At 39.4% G+C, this 18,828-nt stretch carries 15 protein-coding genes and 1 other RNA gene; 4 read left to right on the top strand and 12 right to left on the bottom strand.

Annotated elements, in window-relative coordinates; all coding sequences use genetic code 11:
* Window positions 1-164 precede the first annotated feature (164 nt).
* Window positions 165-1,760, bottom strand: coding sequence for a glutathione ABC transporter substrate-binding protein (locus tag AB1H92_RS05250; protein ID WP_115361781.1), 1,596 nt, complete (start codon window positions 1,758-1,760; stop codon window positions 165-167).
* Between the two features lie 474 nt (window positions 1,761-2,234).
* Between AB1H92_RS05250 and AB1H92_RS05245 the strand changes: the two genes are divergently transcribed.
* Window positions 2,235-2,780: a hypothetical protein gene (locus AB1H92_RS05245; protein ID WP_115361784.1), complete on the top strand. Its 546-nt coding sequence runs from the start codon at window positions 2,235-2,237 to the stop codon at window positions 2,778-2,780.
* Between the two features lie 285 nt (window positions 2,781-3,065).
* Here AB1H92_RS05245 and ssrS read toward each other — a convergent pair.
* From ssrS to AB1H92_RS05190, 11 genes are all read right to left on the bottom strand, one after another.
* Window positions 3,066-3,262: non-coding RNA, 6S RNA (gene ssrS / locus AB1H92_RS05240), on the bottom strand.
* 229 nt (window positions 3,263-3,491) lie between these two features.
* On the bottom strand, window positions 3,492-3,896 hold the full coding sequence (locus tag AB1H92_RS05235; protein WP_115361786.1) for an ectoine synthase: 405 nt from the start codon (window positions 3,894-3,896) through the stop codon (window positions 3,492-3,494).
* Window positions 3,897-4,055: 159 nt separating this feature from the next.
* Entirely contained in the window at window positions 4,056-5,336 is a 1,281-nt protein-coding gene (gene ectB / locus AB1H92_RS05230) for a diaminobutyrate--2-oxoglutarate transaminase (protein WP_115361787.1), read from the bottom strand.
* Window positions 5,337-5,385: 49 nt separating this feature from the next.
* Complete coding sequence (gene ectA / locus AB1H92_RS05225; protein ID WP_243835724.1) at window positions 5,386-5,919, bottom strand: diaminobutyrate acetyltransferase; 534 nt, start codon at window positions 5,917-5,919, stop codon at window positions 5,386-5,388.
* An 846-nt stretch (window positions 5,920-6,765) separates the two neighbouring features.
* Window positions 6,766-7,824, bottom strand: coding sequence for a hypothetical protein (locus tag AB1H92_RS05220; RefSeq protein WP_115361789.1), 1,059 nt, complete (start codon window positions 7,822-7,824; stop codon window positions 6,766-6,768).
* An 89-nt stretch (window positions 7,825-7,913) separates the two neighbouring features.
* A complete protein-coding gene (menC, locus tag AB1H92_RS05215) occupies window positions 7,914-9,026 on the bottom strand; it encodes an o-succinylbenzoate synthase (RefSeq protein WP_115361791.1) in 1,113 nt (370 codons plus the stop codon).
* A gap of 11 nt (window positions 9,027-9,037) precedes the next feature.
* The gene (locus AB1H92_RS05210) at window positions 9,038-9,865 is read right to left on the bottom strand and encodes a GNAT family N-acetyltransferase (RefSeq protein ID WP_115361794.1); all 828 of its coding nucleotides are present in this window, start codon (window positions 9,863-9,865) and stop codon (window positions 9,038-9,040) included.
* A gap of 4 nt (window positions 9,866-9,869) precedes the next feature.
* Window positions 9,870-11,000 carry a M20 peptidase aminoacylase family protein gene (locus tag AB1H92_RS05205; RefSeq protein ID WP_115361796.1) on the bottom strand — a complete coding sequence of 377 codons (1,131 nt, stop codon included), beginning with the start codon at window positions 10,998-11,000 and terminating at the stop codon, window positions 9,870-9,872.
* Window positions 10,997-11,857 (bottom strand): MurR/RpiR family transcriptional regulator, encoded by an 861-nt coding sequence (locus AB1H92_RS05200; RefSeq protein ID WP_115361798.1) that lies wholly within the window; start codon window positions 11,855-11,857, stop codon window positions 10,997-10,999. The genes AB1H92_RS05205 and AB1H92_RS05200 overlap by 4 nt, the downstream gene beginning before the upstream one ends.
* 265 nt (window positions 11,858-12,122) lie before the next feature.
* Window positions 12,123-13,076 (bottom strand): calcium/sodium antiporter, encoded by a 954-nt coding sequence (locus AB1H92_RS05195; RefSeq protein ID WP_115361800.1) that lies wholly within the window; start codon window positions 13,074-13,076, stop codon window positions 12,123-12,125.
* A gap of 215 nt (window positions 13,077-13,291) precedes the next feature.
* The gene (locus AB1H92_RS05190) at window positions 13,292-14,152 is read right to left on the bottom strand and encodes a DMT family transporter (protein ID WP_172481047.1); all 861 of its coding nucleotides are present in this window, start codon (window positions 14,150-14,152) and stop codon (window positions 13,292-13,294) included.
* Window positions 14,153-14,688: 536 nt separating this feature from the next.
* Between AB1H92_RS05190 and AB1H92_RS05185 the strand changes: the two genes are divergently transcribed.
* From AB1H92_RS05185 to AB1H92_RS05175, 3 genes are read left to right on the top strand one after another with little or no spacing between them, the layout of a single operon-like run.
* On the top strand, window positions 14,689-16,011 hold the full coding sequence (locus tag AB1H92_RS05185) for a sigma 54-interacting transcriptional regulator (RefSeq protein WP_115361804.1): 1,323 nt from the start codon (window positions 14,689-14,691) through the stop codon (window positions 16,009-16,011).
* A 50-nt stretch (window positions 16,012-16,061) separates the two neighbouring features.
* The gene (locus AB1H92_RS05180; protein ID WP_115361805.1) at window positions 16,062-17,384 is read left to right on the top strand and encodes an aspartate aminotransferase family protein; all 1,323 of its coding nucleotides are present in this window, start codon (window positions 16,062-16,064) and stop codon (window positions 17,382-17,384) included.
* 19 nt (window positions 17,385-17,403) lie between these two features.
* Entirely contained in the window at window positions 17,404-18,771 is a 1,368-nt protein-coding gene (locus AB1H92_RS05175; protein ID WP_115361807.1) for a YjiH family protein, read from the top strand.
* Window positions 18,772-18,828 lie beyond the last annotated feature (57 nt).

The raw sequence follows: 18,828 nt of genomic DNA, 5'->3' as shown, positions 1-18,828 counted from the left end.
GATGGAACGCCGTATGAGGTGAAAGTCTCACGTACGGTGTGGAGCAGGGGAAAAGGTAGAGATAATTTCAAAGCCTTACCTATTGCTATCAATTGCACACTCCTTTGAAAAGAAGTTGAATGTATTAACGTTTGTAGGAATTCCTCTCTATAATTTTGACACCTTTATTTATGCATGTCTCGCAAGAAAAAAATACTACTCGGATATTGCCAAAAATCTTCTACCTCATTATTCAATCCTGCTAATAATTCGGAGTGATACAAATAAGCAACTGGCGCTTCTTCAGCTAATAAATTTTGTGCTTCTTCATAGAGTTCTAGCCTCTTCTGTTCATCGCCTTCTTCTCTCGCTGCTTGAAGCACTTTATCTATAGCATCATTTTTTAAAAACGACCGGTTGCCTGAGTAACCTGCATTCGAGGAGTGGAACATCGGATATAACCCATAATCTGCATCTAACGTAACTGTTCCCCATGCACCGATAAACATTTCTGAATTACCTTCACCAGTCGCATCCAAATAGGCGCCCGTTTCCACAGTTTCGATGTCTACTTCAATGCCAATGTTTTTTAGCTCTGCCTGTAAAAATATTGCTAAATCAGCATTTGCGCTCGTTTCATACGTTAACAATGTAGTTTTAAATCCATCTTCATAACCGGCTTCTTTCATTAATTCTTTTGCTTTTTCCACGTCATAGCCAAGTGTATCAATCGAGTCTGAATATCCAAAAACTGTCGGAGCGATTGGACCAATAGCAGGTAAAGCTCTACCTTCCAATATTCCATCAATTAAATTATCTTTATTAATTGCCATCGATATCGCTTGACGCACTTCTTTCTGATTAAACGGCTCAACTTCTGTATTAAAACCTAAATATGTTAGGTTAGAACTTTTTGATTGTTGAACATGAGCTGAATCTGATGCGTCAATTCGCGCAACATCTACAGGACTTATAGGATAGATTAAATCCGCTCCGCCTGTTTCTAACTCTGCGATTCTTGTAAAGTCCTCAGGAATTGTTTTAAATGTGATGGACGCTGATTTCGCTTTTTCTGTATCCCAATATTTTTCATTTTTGACAACTTTAATTGCAACGCCATGCTCACGTGATTCAAATTTAAAAGGGCCTGTCCCGACCGGTGCCTCATTTACCGTTGCAAAAGGTAGTGCACCATTTTTAACGGCTTCATTATCCGCATCAATCGATTTTTTACTAATCATGCTGCCTCCCGGATGCGCCAAATGTGCAGGGAGAGATGCAAATGGATATGCCGTTTTAATATGCACCGTATAGGAGTCAATCACTTCTACTTCTTCAATCATGTCGTACAAAAAGCTAAGAGGTGAAGCAATTTCTGGATCTCTTACCCGGTCCAAGTTCGCTTTCACAACTTCAGCATCAAGCTTAGACCCATCATGAAATTCTACACCTTCACGAATTTTTGCTTCCCAAACCGTATCACTAATTTGTTCTAAGCTTTCCGCAAGTCCAGGTGTGATTGTTAAATCTTTATCCAAATAAACAAGTTTGTCATACATCGTACTCATGACATATAAAGATATGCCATCATTAGCGCCGTGTGGATCGAGTGAATTTGGATCAGAGCCAAGCATAATGGTTAAATCACTTGCCTCCGATGTGTTTTCGTCACTTTGCTCACCTGTTGAATTGCTCTCATTCTCTTCAGATGAATTACTGCAAGCCACTATTATTACTGCTAGAAGGCTTACTAAAAAACTAAATAAAATTCTCTTCCTCATTTCATTTCCCCCTAAAGTAAATTAAACACATTGAATAAGTAGGGTTTAATTTTAAAAAAATTCCTACTACCAAGTATTGTAACTGAAAGTTTAATAATTTGCTACATATCGATTAATATAAAGTATGGTTGATTTAAGATACTTCACTCCTGCTGATAAAATACAGGAGTACCAGGGTCATCATTCTGTTCCTATTCAACCGATTTATTGTATGAGTTATCCAATTCCCCTCACGAAAACAGCCATCCGTTCAATCCATTTGATAAAGGCTATCCTTATTCATGTGTATTGAATATGATTAAATGTTAGAATGAGGATATGTGATTGAGGTAACTGTGCAGGTTAGTTCAATTAGGATAAAAGACTTATACCAGTAATGGTTATTTTGCAAATGGTGTATGTTATTATTTTGGTTAGAATAATAATTAAATGACTACTTGTCAGCGTTATAACATGAAATAAGGTGGAGAAAAAATGGATAATCAAATAAAATTGGCATTTGAAAAATCAAAATCGGGCGATAAAGATGAGCGTTATGAAGCCTATCAAAGTATTTTAAATGCAACTGATAAACAAGTTGATTGGGCTTACGAGGTGTGGAATCAACTAATAGAGGACTTAACTCATAAAGATAACCATCAACGATCTCGTGCGGCACAATATTTAGCCAATCTTGCCAAAAGCGACCCAGAGATGAGAATGATGAAAGATTTCCCTAAATTGTGGGAGGTAACTAAAGATGAAAAGTTTGTTACGGCTAGACATAGTCTACAATCTATATGGAAAGTCGGAATCGCAGGGACAGCCCAACAAGAAATGGTTATGAAGGCTTTGGTTGAACGCTTTAAAAAATGTGTAGATGAAAAGAATTTCACCTTAATTCGTAATGACATTATTCAAAACATGAAAAATCTATATGACAGCTTCAATGATGAGTATATAAAACAAACGGCCCTGGATTTAATTGAAACGGTTGACGATAAAAAATACAAAAAAAAATATATGGATATATGGAAGTAGTTTAACTATCTCATCACGTATATTCGTAGAATTCAATGTATATTCTTTCATTTCTTCATTACGAATCATAATACTTTTTAGTGCAAATGCAAATCCCCCCTTCGAACTTTTTTTGCCAAAAGTTTGAAGGGGGGTATATTTTTGAATAATTAACGTTGGTGATTTTCGCACTTATTTATAATTATGAAATGGATTGTCCGCCATCAATGTTCAATTGCATAACGGACCATTTGTGTGAGTTTCGGAGGATGCTTATATATAGTTAGCATATTTATTATGAATTATGTATCAGCCGCCTCTGCCGTACGTCTCTAGAAAGTTTTAAACCACCACTCCTCAAAGTGGGTGTTCGCAGAAACTTGCCTGTCTGTCCTCGTTGTTAATTAAAAGAACGAGGCTTGCCATTTCAGTTTCAATCATAAAACTCCCTTTTACAGCTTAAAGGTTAAAACTTAATAATGATACGAACAATGCAGCTTGTATTAGTATCTTATAATAAAGGAGCGCTATTTTCAACGGTAATATATTCCTACAGTGCCAGTGCGATCATCAGCACTATATAAATAGAAGGAACTCGTTTATTCAAGAAATAAAAAGCCTTTATTGTTAACAATAAAGGCTATTTTATTCCAGTGTTCCCTCAGACAATTAGCGTAAGGAATCTCTGTACAACCTATGATGACAATATAGGACATTTGATCAAAACTCACCTTATTTTCCAACAGGTTGTTTCGAAAGAAGTGGGTACACACCATTTTCATCATGTGTTTCGGTACCGACGAGCGGTGGATTGAATGTACAAATTAGCCTCATATCCGTTTTTCCCCCGCGGAGATAATGCTCATCATGTTGATCCAATGCATACATCGTTCCGTCTTGAATCGGATACACTTTTCCATCCGAGACCGTTTCAATCTCTCCATCTCCACCGACACAGTACACCGCTTCTAAATGGTTTTGATAGTGGATATGCGTTTCTGTACCTGCATAGATAATCGTTTCATGAAATGAAAAGCCCATGCCATCTTTTTCAAGTAGTAAACGGCGACTCGTCCATGTGTCCGATTCCACTTCATTTTCTGTTCCTATGATTTCATCAATCGTTCGAACGATCATTTCTTCATCTCTCCCTTTGTAAGTTAAAAAAATTTAATGAGTGGGGGTTCCCTATCCCCCACCTAAAGTTTTGAGGTAGGCAACTTATCACGAGCAGGACGTGTCCTGACTTATCCGACCTACACGTTGATACAAAATCCATTCACACATCATCTATCCTTATTGACGAACGACTTCTTCAATTGCTTCTTCTAAAATACCTAAGCCTTTGATTAAACTCGTTTCGTCAATTGTTAACGCGCCTAGAAATTTCACGACTTCCCCGCTAGGTCCTGACGTTTCCATGATGACCCCTTTTTCAAAAGCTTTCGCACAAATTTTTGTTGCATATGCCTCTTTTCCTTTTCCACATGCGATGCCTTGCATAAAACCTCGGCCACGTGTTGTCGCTTTTAATTCTGGATAATCTTCAACGATTTGCTCGAAACGCAATTTTATAATCTTAGATTTCTTTTGAACAGATTTCGCTAAGTCGTCTGTTTTCCAGTAAGATAAGGCTTCTGTCGCAGCGACGATTGCCATATTATTACCACGAAATGTGCCATTATGTTCGCCTGGCTCCCATATATCATGTTCTGGTTTAATTAACGTGATGGCTAATGGCAAACCATACCCACCAATTGACTTAGACAAGCAAACGATATCAGGTTGGATGCCTGCGGGTTCAAAGCTAAAGAACGTGCCGGTTCGACCACACCCCGCTTGCACATCATCGATAATGAGCAAAATATCATAACGACGGCATAACTTTTCAATCCCTCGTAACCATTCAAAGCTTGCAGCGTTGATGCCGCCTTCCCCTTGAACTGTTTCTAGGATCATGGCCGCCGGCAGGTCTACCCCACTTCCGGTATCCTCCAAATACTGTTCAAGATAATCAATTGCATTGCCATTTTTAAAGAAAGTATCATACGGCATGGAAATCGTGTTTGTCAGCGGGACCCCGGCTCCGTTACGAATTGATGAATTTCCCGAGATAGATAGCGAACCCAACGTCATACCATGAAAAGCATTTGTAAAGCTTATAATGTTCTGACGTCCAGTTACCTTCCTTGCAATCTTTAAGGCACTTTCGACTGTGTTTGTTCCAGTTGGACCTGGGAACATCACTTTATAATCTAAATTCCGTGGCCTTAAAATAACTTCGTTAAATGTCTCGAGAAATTCAGCCCGGGCAACCGTCCCCATATCCAGGCTATGTGAGATGCCATCGTTCATCACATAGTCCATGATTTTCGTCTTCATCTTCTCATTATTATGGCCATAGTTCAGTGAACCTGCACCTGCGAAGAAATCGATATACTCTTTACCGTCTACATCCCACACCAAATGATCCTTCGCTTTCTCAAATACTGTTGGAAAACTACGGCTATAACTTCTGACTGCTGACTCACGTTCTTCAATAATTTCCATACCATTTTTTTCTTTAGTTAATAACATTGGTTTGACATTCCTCCACTTTTTACGTTCAATTATTTTGTTCTCATTTTCATACTTGCTGAAAGGGGCCGATTTTGAATAACCGTTCGTCTTCGTGTCCCTTTCCTGGAAACTGGTCTTCAGTAAAAAATTCTGTCACATGGTACGCCGTCTTCAAGTCTCTTGATAACTTTTGAAATAAGGCTTCGGATGCTTCGTTTGAAGTCCCTACAGTCGCCTCCAAATACCGAATATTCCGACATGCATAGCGATGCAAAATCGCTTGCAACATCCTTGAAGCAAGCCCTTTCTGTCGCTGGGTTTCATCGACTGCAACTTGCCAAATAAAAAGCGTATCTGGCGTATTCGGTTGTATGAAGCCCGATATAAAACCGACAATTTGTTCGTTTGTTTCAACAACTACACTGGTTTGGTCAAAAAACTTCGCCCACATTAAATAACTATACGAAGAGTTTAAATCGAGTACACCGGTTTCTTTAATCAGTTTCCATATTGCTTTGCCGTCATCTTCCGTTGGTACTCTGAAGACCAGGGTCTCTTCTTGCTCAGCGACTGCTGTTGATCCCTGCTTACTTATTACCAAAACATTCACCTCCAAGTCCGACCACCATTACGAATGTTTCACCTTGGCGTTTTTTTGATGAAGTTTGACTTCAGTGCTTTTCACCCACATATTAGCAGGAATTATTTACACCTTCTAAACAATTGAATAACCATTGTTGATCCTATGAAACTTGAGAATTTATTCATGTGAAAAGATCGTTCCCGCAGTACGATGTTAATCGTATCAAGATAAGAGAATTTTAGAGAGGGTGGCTGATCAAGGATTGTTTTTACATTCCCGATAAGTCCTCATGAAGAATTATAAAGTGGATATAACAAGGGTAATTGGTGACTTTTGATTATCGCCCGCTTAGGAATTGCTGGCGACATCATCATTGGGCTGTTTTCTGCCTTGCAGTATGAAGAGCAAAAATTAGCGCCTTGCAAAAGGAATTCGTGTGTTAGGGTTCCTTTTGTTCATTGAAGAAACAGCTTTTTTCAAACAATTATTCGCTGAATATGAAAGACACTTTCTAAATCTTATATTCACTAACATACTATTTCATCCACCCACTCAACTATTTTAAAATCTAGTGAAAAATGGGTTATTCTTGCAAAAAGATATATAAATAATTTGAACTTTCTGTGCGTTGGAAGCACTGTTTTCATAATAGAATTGTCTGAAATGGATGTCAACAGTAATTGTAAAATTAACGACTTTCGAACTATTTACATTTACGATGAAGGTTTTGTGACTAATACCATATTGCGTGTTCACGATTATCTTATAACGAATGCTATTAAATACTGAATTGTTCATAGTAAAAGGTACCAGGTTCCGAACAATTAGAAATTGTATTGGAAACTGGTACCAAAAAATCTATATTCAAACTTTAACCGGCGCTCTTTTCTTCATAATCCATGCGAAAATAATCGCGGCGATTAATGTAAAACCTAGGTAGCCCATCGCGGGATAAACAGTTCCAACGAGCGTAATGAATCCAATAAAACTTGCCCCGTATGCGGCTAATCCGAACCCAACGACAGAACCTCTAAATCTTTTTGTTCCTGGTTGAATAAAGCGCGCCGTAAATGCGTACAACATTCCGACTGCTGTGTTGTAAATCATTCCAAGTAAAACAATCGACATGATTGCGCCAACCGCTGGACTCATATTGTTTGCCAAAAATAGCATCGGCATTGGCACTTCTGAAATTTCTTTTAACTGTGTCAGCATGGAGATATGTATGAGAAGGATGAGAAGACCCAGGCCAAGTCCTCCGATAATTCCACCCCATGCGGCTACTTTTTCATCTTTCACTGTGCCGCCCATGACGGTAAGCATCGCAGCGCCAGCCGCAATATTATAAGATACATACAAAAATGCACCTAATAACCAATTGGAGGCCCCTTGATTTTTATTCGTAACAGCTGCTTGAATACTTGCAGTAGAATAGTCAAAATTAACTAGAGAATAAACGACAATGATAATCACTAATACTAATAGAAACGGTGTGAATGCACTAATGAGTTGAATCACTTTTTGCACACTCAAGGTTACGGTGATAATTGTCAATACCGCCATGATGATACTTCCAAGGTAAGCGGGCAAGCCAAACTGCTGTTCAAAAATGGCGCCTGCCCCGGAAAACATAACGACCGTAACGCCAAACAAAAAGAATGTAATGACAAAGTCAACAAGTACACCTAAATAACGCCCACAAATATGGTAAATCACACTTTGGTGGGATGTCGTCTGCAGGCGACTGCCAAGCTGCGTCAAGTTCATCCCGATGAAAGCAAATAAGCCAGTTGCAACAAGCGCACCTACAATGCCAATTAACCCAAAACTACTGAAAAACTGTAAAATTTCTTGACCAGATGCAAAGCCCGCGCCAACGATCACGCCGATAAATGCCCCGCCCATTTGAACACTTTTCTTCATAAAATTTCCCCTTTAATTATGCAATGCCCAGTTGTTTGTTTTTTCTGAACATTTAAGGTGTAAAGGGTGTAAACTTTCACCCCTACCACTTACTCTGCTTTAAAATGCATTTTCTCTACAGTAAATTGATCCATTGCTTCAAAATCCGGCTCGTATCCAATTCCGTATCCAGTTGGTACTGTAATATAGCCATCTTCTACGACAACTTCCGGAGAAATGATATCTTGTTCCCAGTAACGCGATGAACCCGCTGTGTCACCCGGTAAGATAAAATTCGGAAGTGTTGTCAGCGCTACATTATGCGCGCGTCCAATTCCCGACTCAAGCATGCCGCCACACCAAACCGGAATGCCACGTTCCATGCAGTAATCATGAATTTTTTTCGATTCCGTCAATCCACCGACACGCCCAATTTTAATATTAATGATTTTTGTACTTCCAAGTTCGATTGCTTTTCGCGTATCCTCTAATGAATGAATACTTTCATCTAAACAGATTGGTGTTTCCAATTGTTTTTGCAAAGTCGCGTGGTCAATAATATCATCAGAAGCAAGAGGCTGTTCAATCATTGTTAAATTAAATTCATCTAGTTGCTTCAGCAGGTCAACATCTTCAAGCGTATACGCTGAATTCGCGTCCGCCATCATTGGAACATCCGGAAAATTTCTTCGAAGCTCGCGCATCACTTCAACATCAAAACCAGGCTTAATTTTCACTTTGATCCGTTTATAGCCTTCTTCAATAAAACCACCAACCGTTTCGACTAAACGATTCATATCTTCATCGATCCCGATACTGATGCCCACTTCAATCTTCTCTTGTTCTCCACCTAATGCTTCGGCTAACGTCAGTTTATTTCGCTTTGCGTAAAGGTCCCAAATCGCTCCTTCAACCGTTGACTTCGCCATATTATTTCTACGGATTGCAGAAAATAGTTCATTCACTTCATCGGGATGACCGATTTCTTTACCTAGTACTAATGGGAGTAGAAAGTCTTTAATCATATGTAAATTTGTTTCTAGCGTTTCTTCGCTATACCACGGCGAATGAAAGGCGACCGACTCCCCCCACCCGGTATTGCCAAGCTCATCTTTTGCTTCGAGCAATAAAAAGTCTTTATCTCGGAACGTGCCAAAGCTTGTTGTAAATGGATCTTTTAATGACATCTTCATTTTACGGATTGTAACTTCTTTAATAATCATTCAAATTCTCCTCATCGTTTAGTAGTTAGTGGAATTGTGTTTCTTTTAACCAATTGGTAATAATGGACACCATCGTCTGACTTTTTCAATCCAATTACAGCATAGCCAGCACTAAATAACCTTTGAAGCGCTGCTCTAATTTTCATTCGCCAATTGAGGGCGAGTTCGGGCTCATTCGTTTTAATCGATTGAATATCCGATGGTACCGGAATTTCAATGCCGTAGCCGTTTGCAGGAACTTTCTTGAAATCCCCTTCAATCTTTGGATTTCCTTTTTCGGATTGGCCTACTGTCAACGGCCTCTCATACGTAATATTTTCGGGCATCCAGTTTTCCTGAACCCGTTTACTTGAGATCCACCACTCGACTTGAAGCCGGTCCGAAGGCAGTCCCTTGTTTAGCCCATCTTGCATTTCACCATAACAATTTTCCAAATAGACTTGACTCATACCAAATAGTTTTTGCAAATTTAAATACGCATTTCGACTTTCCAATGGATCGAATGTCCACGTAATCAGGTCATATCCCATTTCTATTGCAATTTTACGTTGTTCATCCTTCAGCAGCTTGCCAATTCCCTTTCCTCGATGAGTTGGGTGAATGCCGAGCATATGCGAACATAAATAAGTCTTTCCATCGGCAAACCCCGGGAAGCTATAGGAGAATCCAATAATCTCGTCATCCATAAAGGCCCCTAACACTAGCCCGCCATTTTTCGAAGCTGTATACGTTTGGTGGGTTGGAATCGCGGGCGGCCCCCAAACCTCCTCCTGCATGGATTGGATCAGGCGGATATCTTCAATCGATTCTAGTTTCCGTATCGATAAATTCTTCGTCATCATTTCACTCCTCTAGTCGTTCAAAAGTCTGGCTAACTGTTCGAGCGAGTATTTCGATTCCAGTATGTATACTGTCGTGATTGAATGTCATTTTTGGATGATGAAGTCCCGGTGATAAATCACAACCTAAGCCGAGCATTGTTGCCTTAACAGTTGGTCTTTTCAATGTGTAATAATGGAAATCCTCTCCGCCCGGCGTAACGATTGGTGGGACTAAAAATTGTTCACCCACCGTTTCGATAATGGCTTGCGACATGATTTCGACAGCAGTTTCATCCACTTCAGCAGCCGCAATTTCAGCACTTATATCATAGGTGATCGAGACATCAAACATATTGGCAACAGACGAAATGGCTTTATCTACTTCGCTTATTAATTTATCCATGACCTGATTTGTTTGGGCCCGAATATCTAAACTGAAAACGGCATTTCCAGGAATAATATTTGCAGATTCCCCACCCGCTTGGAACATTGTCATTTTCGCAGAGTGCGGCACCATCGGATCGACATGGATTGATTGAATGGCATGGACGAGTTGGGCCATGACTTCTATCGAATTCTGTCCAAGATGCGGCCGCGCGCCATGTGTATCCGTTCCAATGATTGCACCCGTTAGCATCTTTGCAGAACCGTGTAAAATCGCAGGTGCTGAGTACCCATGACCGATTTCCTGAATCGGACGAAGATGTACGCCATACAAGAAATCAACATCATCAACAACTCCCTTTTCCACGAATGCCAATGCGCCCGTCCCCTTTTCCTCAGCTGGTTGGAAAATAGCTTTTAAGCGTCCCGTTTCAGGAATGCCCAACTTCTTCAAAACGAGTAACGCGCCAACGACCATGGCCATATGCGCATCATGTCCACATGAATGGTTCGCTTGATAAACGCCATCCACTTCTTGCCACAACGCATCAATGTCTGTACGTATCCCGACGCAAGTGTCTCCCGTTCCCATCGTCACAACGAGCCCCGTCGAATCCTCAAATGTCGACACTTGAAACCCTTCATTTTCTAGCAATTGTTGTATGTATCTAGTCGTCTCCACCTCTTGCCAACTAATTTCGGGATGCGTATGCAAATGGTGAAATACTTCATCCACAATAGGCTTAATCTCCTTTAGTACTGCTTTCATTGTTCATCTACTCCCTCTACGAATAAGAAATCACTTGCAATCGCTCGATACTGATTCTGTCTTTCTTCAAAACGATCCTTGTCATTCACCGACAATCCGGCTACAATAGCATTCATAAATGAAAATAGTGAAGCCGTCGCATCCAGTGTTGATTGATTTGGCGAATGAATTGGAAATAACAAATGACTATATTGACTGATTGGCGCCAGCAATGAATCAGTAATGCCAATAATGAAAGCCTCTTGTTCATGAGCCAACTGTGTAATTTGAATGGTTTGCTTTAAATAACGGTGAAACGAAATCACGATGACGACGGAATTACGATTCATTTGACGAAGCGTTTGAATAACATCCTCCGTTTCAGGTCGTATTAATTGAACATCATCCCTCACCAATCCAATCGCATAGGAAAGCCAATTTGCCGCGATATGCGACGAACGAAGGCCAAGCACATAAATTGTTTCTGCTTTGGCTAGTTGCTGGATAGCCGCTTCATAATCGGCTTCATTAATTTGTTTCATCGTCTCCATAATTTTCTCTAAATCTTGCGTCATCACTTGCTCAAAAAAATGGGGTGCTTGTTCGAGTTCGACCTTGGCTTGCTGATAAGTTGTTAAACTGCTTTCATGAAATAGCAATTGTTCTCGGATTGCTTTTTGCAATTTAGCATATCCTGAAAATCCCAAGCTATGGCAGAAGCGGATCACCGTCGTTTCACTGACCCCCATTGTTTCCCCAACTACTTGAGCCGGGGACATGGCAACAATCTTTGGATGATCCATGACGTATAACGCAACTTTTTTCTGACTAACTGACAGTTGGTTATAATGTTCATGAATTAATTCTTTAAATTCCAATCACTTTCGCTCCCAATGAAGTTTCAAAATCTTTTATCACTACGAATGAAGCCAATACTTCATAATGTACCTTAATTTAACACATATGTTAATAGAATTCAACGCATATTCTTTCAATTCATACTTTAAGAATTAAATGCAAATAAACCTCCTTCGTAAGTTTGAAGGAGGTTCTATTCTAGTGAAGAGTAGGCGCGTGGCCTAATTTCCGAATAAACATCAAAATTAAATTCCATCTAATCTTCTGCGCCATATCGCGACGCCGTTAATTCCGTACTATAATATATACTAAATAAATAATGTAAGCGGCGGCAAGTGCCAATCCTTCACGCTTTCCAACTTTGAAGTTGGTCCTTGAAAAAATAAATAGTAAGACAGTCAACACGATCATTAACACGACATCCGTAAATACTTTATCGTTCACTGGTAATGGAGAAATTGCAGCCGAGGCACCAAGTACAAATAAAATATTGAAAATATTACTCCCTACAATATTCCCTAGCGCAATTTCACTTTCTTTTTTCAATGCCGCTGAAATAGACGTGACAAGCTCAGGAAGAGATGTTCCTATTGCAATGACCGTGAGTCCCACCAATGTTTCACTCATGCCAAGGGAGTAGGCAATTTTTGTACCATTACCTACTACCAAATCCCCTCCAAATATTATTGCCGCCAGACCTAATATGGTAATGAATAAGTTTTTACCCCAACTGATATTCTGAGGCGTTGGTTCGTTCGCTGCATTCTTTCGGCTTCTCAGGCCGATTGCAATAACGTAATACATGAAAATTGACAGGAATAACAGGAAGATAAATCCATCACCGCGTGTAATCATATTGCCGCTGAATCCCTGTAATGCAATGTCACTCATAAGAATGAGCAATGCCACACCGGCAAGTAAGGTAAATGGGATTTCTTTCCTGATCATCTCACTTTCAACCTTTAAAGGATATAAAAAAGCCGCCACTCCTACAACAAGCGTGCTATTGAGTATATTACTACCAACTACGTTTCCCACTGCAACATCTGCATTGCCTTCCAGTGCCGCAATAATACTGACGGTCGCTTCCGGAGCACTCGTTCCAAAAGCTACAATCGTTAAACCAATTAAAATCGGCGGGACTTGAAGTAGCCTCGCGATATTGGAAGAACCGTCAACAAAAAAATCAGCGCCTTTTATTAACAATGCAAATCCTAAAATTAATAAAATATATGCCATTCATTTGTTCTCCTTCTATCCCATTCACGTGTTTCTATTATTGTTTTCTGTTTACCATAAATACATACCCTAATTTTATGGAATTTCAAACATAGTGAATAAACAGCCCTCTCTAATCCTTATACAGAACAACGAATAATCATGGTTATTAGAACTGAACTTCCTTATATTTTAATAAAAACCTTAACTAATCGTGTATGTGTATTTTTCAACTCTCATACTGGAGGTGCTGACTTTCTGCCTCTGAAGAACATGAATATCATTGCACTTAAAATAATAACGTACCCAATTAAACTGTACAGATCCGGCCCTTCCCCAAAAAACGTAAAACTAAATATCGTCGTAAAAACAACTGTCGAATATGTAAATATGGATATATCACGTGCCGCTGCATATTTGTATGCTAACGTAATCCCAAACTGACCAACCGTCGCAAATAAACCAGCAAGCAATAAATACAGGAACTGTTTCCCCGTCATTGGTTCATAAATCCATATTAAAAACGGTAATAGAACGACTGTTGAAAAGAAGGAAAAATAAAAGACAACCGTATAAAATTTTTCTCGATTTCCTAACACTCTCAAAAACGTGTACGCAGCCGCTGCAAATATAGCCGACAATACGCCAACGAGATAAGGAATGAAATCCACTGAAAAAGAAGGCTTGACGATAAAGAGCATCCCGATAAACGCCATCACAATCGTTACCATTTGGAATGGCAACACTTTTTCTTTTAAAAAGAGTGCTGAAAATATAATGACTAAAAACGGACTCATTTTATTTAACATATCCGCATCTGATAAAACCAGGTGATCGATTGCATAAAATAGAAATATGATGCCCAACGTTCCAAAAATTGAACGACTTATCAAAACAAGCTGGTTTTCCCGTTTACCAAATAAGCTTTCCTTATTATAAATAACAAGCACAAATGCAATGACTACAGAAACCAGATTTCGGAAAAATGTTTTTTGTACAGATGGCAGATCGCCTGATAATTTTACAAATAACGTCATAACCGCAAATCCGACAGATGAAATAAGCATGAATAAAATTCCTTTTACGATGTTGTTCAAAATGTACACTCCAAACTTCTCATTTACTTCTGAAACGCCATACATCACTCAAGTATCTACAATTTTAGATGAGAATTCAAGTGTACAGCTAGTAAAGTAGACCAATCAAAGATAAATTTGATTGGCCTACTCATTAATTTATCAAATTCTTCCTCGTCCGTTTTAAGGACGTTTCTATAAGCATCATGAATACCAGCGCCGTTATACAATACATCGATTGTGCCGTATTCTTCAATCGCATGATCAGTGAAAGGTACCTGTGCGAAAAACTATTCAGACAACAAACTACAATTGCATACACCTATGAAGTTAAGTTGATTGTAACAACGTTTATAGACATTCCTCTCTAACACTTATACAAACATTGAATTTTCATAATTAGGCCGCGCACAAGTACCCGACGCACTTTTTCAGTAGTTATTGTTATTTGACTATTCCAAATCGTTAGTTGATTATTACGTTTTCGTATCGTATAATTTATTCAAACATAAATGATTATTCGTTTCTGAATAATCCCTTAAGAGAAAGGTGGTCATATGACAAATTTTTATTTATATCCAAATTCCAAGAAAGAGATCATTGATTCCAATGATGAAGATATTATTGTAACAAGTCATGAGGGCATCATTTTGAAGGCATCAAAAATTAGTGGCAGACACTACGGGCTTGGTGCTGGAGATCTTCTTGGGAAATGTGTTTATGACTTGGAAAAGGAAGGTATTTTTAGCCCAGCGATTACACCTCTAGTACTCCAACAGAAAAAGAAGGTTATTGTTGTCCAAACGACACCAACCAATCAAAAAGTGCTGATTACAGGCATGCCTTTCTTTGATGAAATAGGTAAGGTTCAATTTGTGATTAGCTATTCCTATGAAGTGTCAGAACTTCTCGTCATCCAGGAGTATCTGAAAGAGTTGGAAAACGAAATGCTTCTGGCCAAAGAAGAATTATTGTTGCTTCGAAAAGAGCAACTTGCAACTGATGGTCTTGTCATTGAAAGTCGATCAACGATACGCGCCTACGAAACTGCCCAAAAAGTTGCACCGCTCGATGTATCTGTAGTTCTCTATGGAGAACATGGAACGGGTAAAACGACATTGGCAAAAGTGATTCATAATCATAGCTCAAGGAAAGAAGAAGCTTTCATAGAAGTGAATTGTGAAACCATTCCAAAGGCGCTATTTGAAAAAGAACTGTTAGGGAACGAACAAAAGCCAGGTTTGTTAACAGTCGCTCACAATGGAACGTTATATTTAAAAAATATCGATAAATTGTCAATTTATCTTCAAACGAAACTAGCAACCATTTTGAGAGAAATGAAATATACACCAATTAATACAGATGAAACGCGGGAATTGGATGTTCGGCTTATTTCATCAGCAGAACACACTTTGGCATCGGACTTATATTATTTACTTCATATCGTCCCAATTCATTTACAACCGTTAAGGGAAAGGAAAGAAGACGTAAGTGCCCTTCTATCGTTTCACCTAATGCAGTTTTCCAAAAAATACAATATGACTAAAAAACTATCGGATGGCGTTTTCAATTTTTTACTTACTATTGGATGGGAAGGAAATCACTTTGAGTTGATCCATTTAATCGAGCGACTCTTCGTACAAAGTAGCTCTACTGTCATCTCCTTTGATGATTTACCTGTCGAATACCAGATTGAATCGGACGCAGGATTATCAAAGATCGGACTTGAAGGGCGAACGCTTCCAAGCATTTTGGAAAGTGTTGAGAAGAAAGTGTTAAAAAACGCACAAGAACGCTACCGCACAACGACTGAGATGGCCAGATATCTAGGCATTAGTCAACCTTCAGTAGTGCGAAAATTAAAAAAATACACGATTTGAATGAGATTACTTAATTTCAGTAGACTCAAATCGAATTAGGAGGGTTAATGATGGTACAAAAAGATATTAAACAAGTAGATTGGCTTCATATGGTTGAAAACATCGGAAATTTACTAGCGCCAAGTATGGCAAAGGATCACCCTAACCTACCTGTCGTAAAAGCGGAAGGTTGTTATTATTACGGTGCTGATGGTAAAAAATATTTAGATTTCACGTCTGGTATTGCTGTTGAAAACGTGGGCCATCGTCACCCGAAAGTCGTTCAAGCAATTAAAGACGGTGTCGATCATCTTGTGCACGGTCCATCTGGTGTCATTATCTATGAATCTATTTTGAAGTTAGCATATGAGCTACAAAAAATATTACCGCCAAAATTAGATAACTTCTTTTTTGCCAATAGTGGAACTGAAGCGATTGAGGGCGCATTAAAACTTGCAAAATACGTAACCAAAAGACCTTATGTCGTTTCATTTACGGGCTGTTTTCACGGACGTTCAATCGGTGCACTAAGTGTTACGACATCTAAAAGTAAATATAGAAAGCATCTACAACCTTCATGGCTTGCCTATCAGCTACCATACGCTTTACCCGAATACCTTCCAGAAGGAGCAGATCCAAATATCTTTTTCCCGGAAAAACTGGAGCGTGACGTACAAAAATTGTTCGACCATCAAGTCGATCCTGAAGAAGTTGCTTGTATGATTATCGAGCCTGTTCTTGGAGAAGGCGGATACATTATCCCTCCAAAAGCATGGTTACAAAAGATACGTGAAATTTGTGATCGTCATGAGATTCTTCTTATTTTTGATGAAGTACAAACAGGATTTGGACGTACTGGTAATTGGTTCGCTGCGCAAACATTTGATGTAAGACCAGATATTATGGCAGTTGCAAAAGGAATTGCTGCAGGTCTTCCACTAAGTGCAACAATTGCTTCAAAAGAACTGATGGACCAGTGGCCATTAGGAGCGCACGGTACGACTTTCGGCGGCAACCCACTTGCTTGTTCTACCGCACTCGCCTCTCTCGAGATTATTAAAGAAGAAAAACTACTAGAAAATTCGACTGATATGGGCCAATATGCACTGAAAAATCTACTAGAAATGAAACAAAAATATCCAATGATAAAAGACGTTCGCGGTGTTGGGTTGATGATTGGTATTGAGCTTTGTAATCCAGCTACTGGAGAACCAGACGGCGATGCGGTAATGGAGGTACTCGATAGATGTCTTGAGAAAGGCGTACTCTTCTATCTATGCGGAAACTCTGGCGAAGTAATTCGAATGATTCCACCACTAACCATTACAAAAGAACAAATTGATCATGGTCTGGCCGTACTTGAAGAAGTGCTTATGGAGTTGAAATTAAGCTGAACCCAAAGGAGGAAAACCAATGACAACATTAAGCAAAGATGGAACAACTAAGGAGAAATATGGCGTATTGAAATTTATCATTCCATCTTTAATCGGCGTGTTATTATTTCTTGTGCCAATTAAAGTCAATGGTGAATTTACAATCGGGATTGGTGTGCTCGCCTCATCTCTACTCAATCTATTTGGAGAACAAATCCCATTATTCATTTTAGTCATGTTAGGAATCACCATGGTCATCACACTAGCTACTGTCACGTTTAAGCCTAGCTTTATACTGGACAAGCCATTTCTCAAATCAGTATTTCTTGTAGGACCATTTGGAATTATCATGCGAATTTTTGGGTTTGCAGTTGGTTATTTGGCTTACTTTGAAGTAGGACCTGAATTTATTTCATCTAGAAACACGGGCGGGGTTGTCTTATATGACCTTGCACCTGTTTTACTTACATGGTTCTTATTTGCTGGCCTTTTACTTCCATTGCTCGTTGAATTTGGCCTGATGGAATTTTTCGGTTCTCTCCTTCAAAAGGTGATGCGTCCCCTATTTACACTACCGGGACGTTCGTCGATTGATACGCTGGCATCATGGATGGGTGCTGGAACGGTCGGTGTACTCGTCACAATGAAACAATATGACCAAGGCAATTATACGAAACGAGAAGCTGCGGTGATTGCAACGACATTTTCCATCGCGTCTATTGCTTTCTCATTAGTCATTGCGCAAGTTGTTGGGATTGGTCATTTATTCATTCCGTTTTATTTAACTGTAACAGTGGCAAGTATTATTGCCGCAATCATTATGCCAAGGATTCCCCCACTTTCCCGTAAAGAGAACACGTATTATGAACCAGTGGGAAAACAAATCGATGAGGAAGTTCCGGAGGGGATAACTTTACTGCAATGGGGTTGGACAAAGGCAATTGAAAAAGCAAACACATCGAAGAGACCTATGAAACTAGTGACAGACGGTGTCCAAACAGTTCTCGACATTTGGCTAGGTCTTATCCCACTTGTCATGAGTCTCGGGGCGATTGCACTTATTCTTGCAGAGTTTACACCTATCTTCAATATCATGTCAACGCCACTTGTTCCACTGCTTGAGTGGATGCGAATTCCAGAAGCATCGGATGCAGCACCTACTTTGCTCGTTGGATTTGCTGATATGTTTCTTCCTGCCGTCATTGGGAGTGGATTAGAAAGCGAGCTCACAAAATTTGTTGTCGCGGCAGTATCTCTAACACAACTTGTTTATATGTCCGAAATTGGAATCTTAATTTTACGTTCAAATATTCCTGTCAGTTTCTTGGATTTACTCATTATCTTTATCCAACGAACACTTATTACACTGCCAATCATTGTTCTGATCGCTCACTTTATTGTGTTTTAATAATCAGGAACGCAATTCGGCATTGTGTCAATGTGGGTGTCAGTCACTGAAACTAAT

Origin of the sequence: Sporosarcina pasteurii (genome assembly GCF_041295575.1) — a bacterium.
GTDB lineage: Bacteria > Bacillota > Bacilli > Bacillales_A > Planococcaceae > Sporosarcina > Sporosarcina pasteurii.
The sequence above is the reverse complement of the archived record's forward strand: the minus strand, read 5'-3'. Positions and strand labels throughout refer to the sequence as shown.

Excerpts from the sequence above, each read along its gene's own strand:
- AB1H92_RS05250 (WP_115361781.1), bottom strand. The coding sequence starts at position 1,760 with ATGAGGAAGAGAATTTTATTTAGTTTTTTAGTAAGCCTTCTAGCAGTA.
- AB1H92_RS05245 (WP_115361784.1), top strand. The coding sequence starts at position 2,235 with ATGGATAATCAAATAAAATTGGCATTTGAAAAATCAAAATCGGGCGAT.
- AB1H92_RS05235 (WP_115361786.1), bottom strand. The coding sequence starts at position 3,896 with ATGATCGTTCGAACGATTGATGAAATCATAGGAACAGAAAATGAAGTG.
- ectB (WP_115361787.1), bottom strand. The coding sequence starts at position 5,336 with ATGTTATTAACTAAAGAAAAAAATGGTATGGAAATTATTGAAGAACGT.
- AB1H92_RS05220 (WP_115361789.1), bottom strand. The coding sequence starts at position 7,824 with ATGAAGAAAAGTGTTCAAATGGGCGGGGCATTTATCGGCGTGATCGTT.
- menC (WP_115361791.1), bottom strand. The coding sequence starts at position 9,026 with ATGATTATTAAAGAAGTTACAATCCGTAAAATGAAGATGTCATTAAAA.
- AB1H92_RS05210 (WP_115361794.1), bottom strand. The coding sequence starts at position 9,865 with ATGACGAAGAATTTATCGATACGGAAACTAGAATCGATTGAAGATATC.
- AB1H92_RS05205 (WP_115361796.1), bottom strand. The coding sequence starts at position 11,000 with ATGAAAGCAGTACTAAAGGAGATTAAGCCTATTGTGGATGAAGTATTT.
- AB1H92_RS05195 (WP_115361800.1), bottom strand. The coding sequence starts at position 13,076 with ATGGCATATATTTTATTAATTTTAGGATTTGCATTGTTAATAAAAGGC.
- AB1H92_RS05185 (WP_115361804.1), top strand. The coding sequence starts at position 14,689 with ATGACAAATTTTTATTTATATCCAAATTCCAAGAAAGAGATCATTGAT.
- AB1H92_RS05180 (WP_115361805.1), top strand. The coding sequence starts at position 16,062 with ATGGTACAAAAAGATATTAAACAAGTAGATTGGCTTCATATGGTTGAA.
- AB1H92_RS05175 (WP_115361807.1), top strand. The coding sequence starts at position 17,404 with ATGACAACATTAAGCAAAGATGGAACAACTAAGGAGAAATATGGCGTA.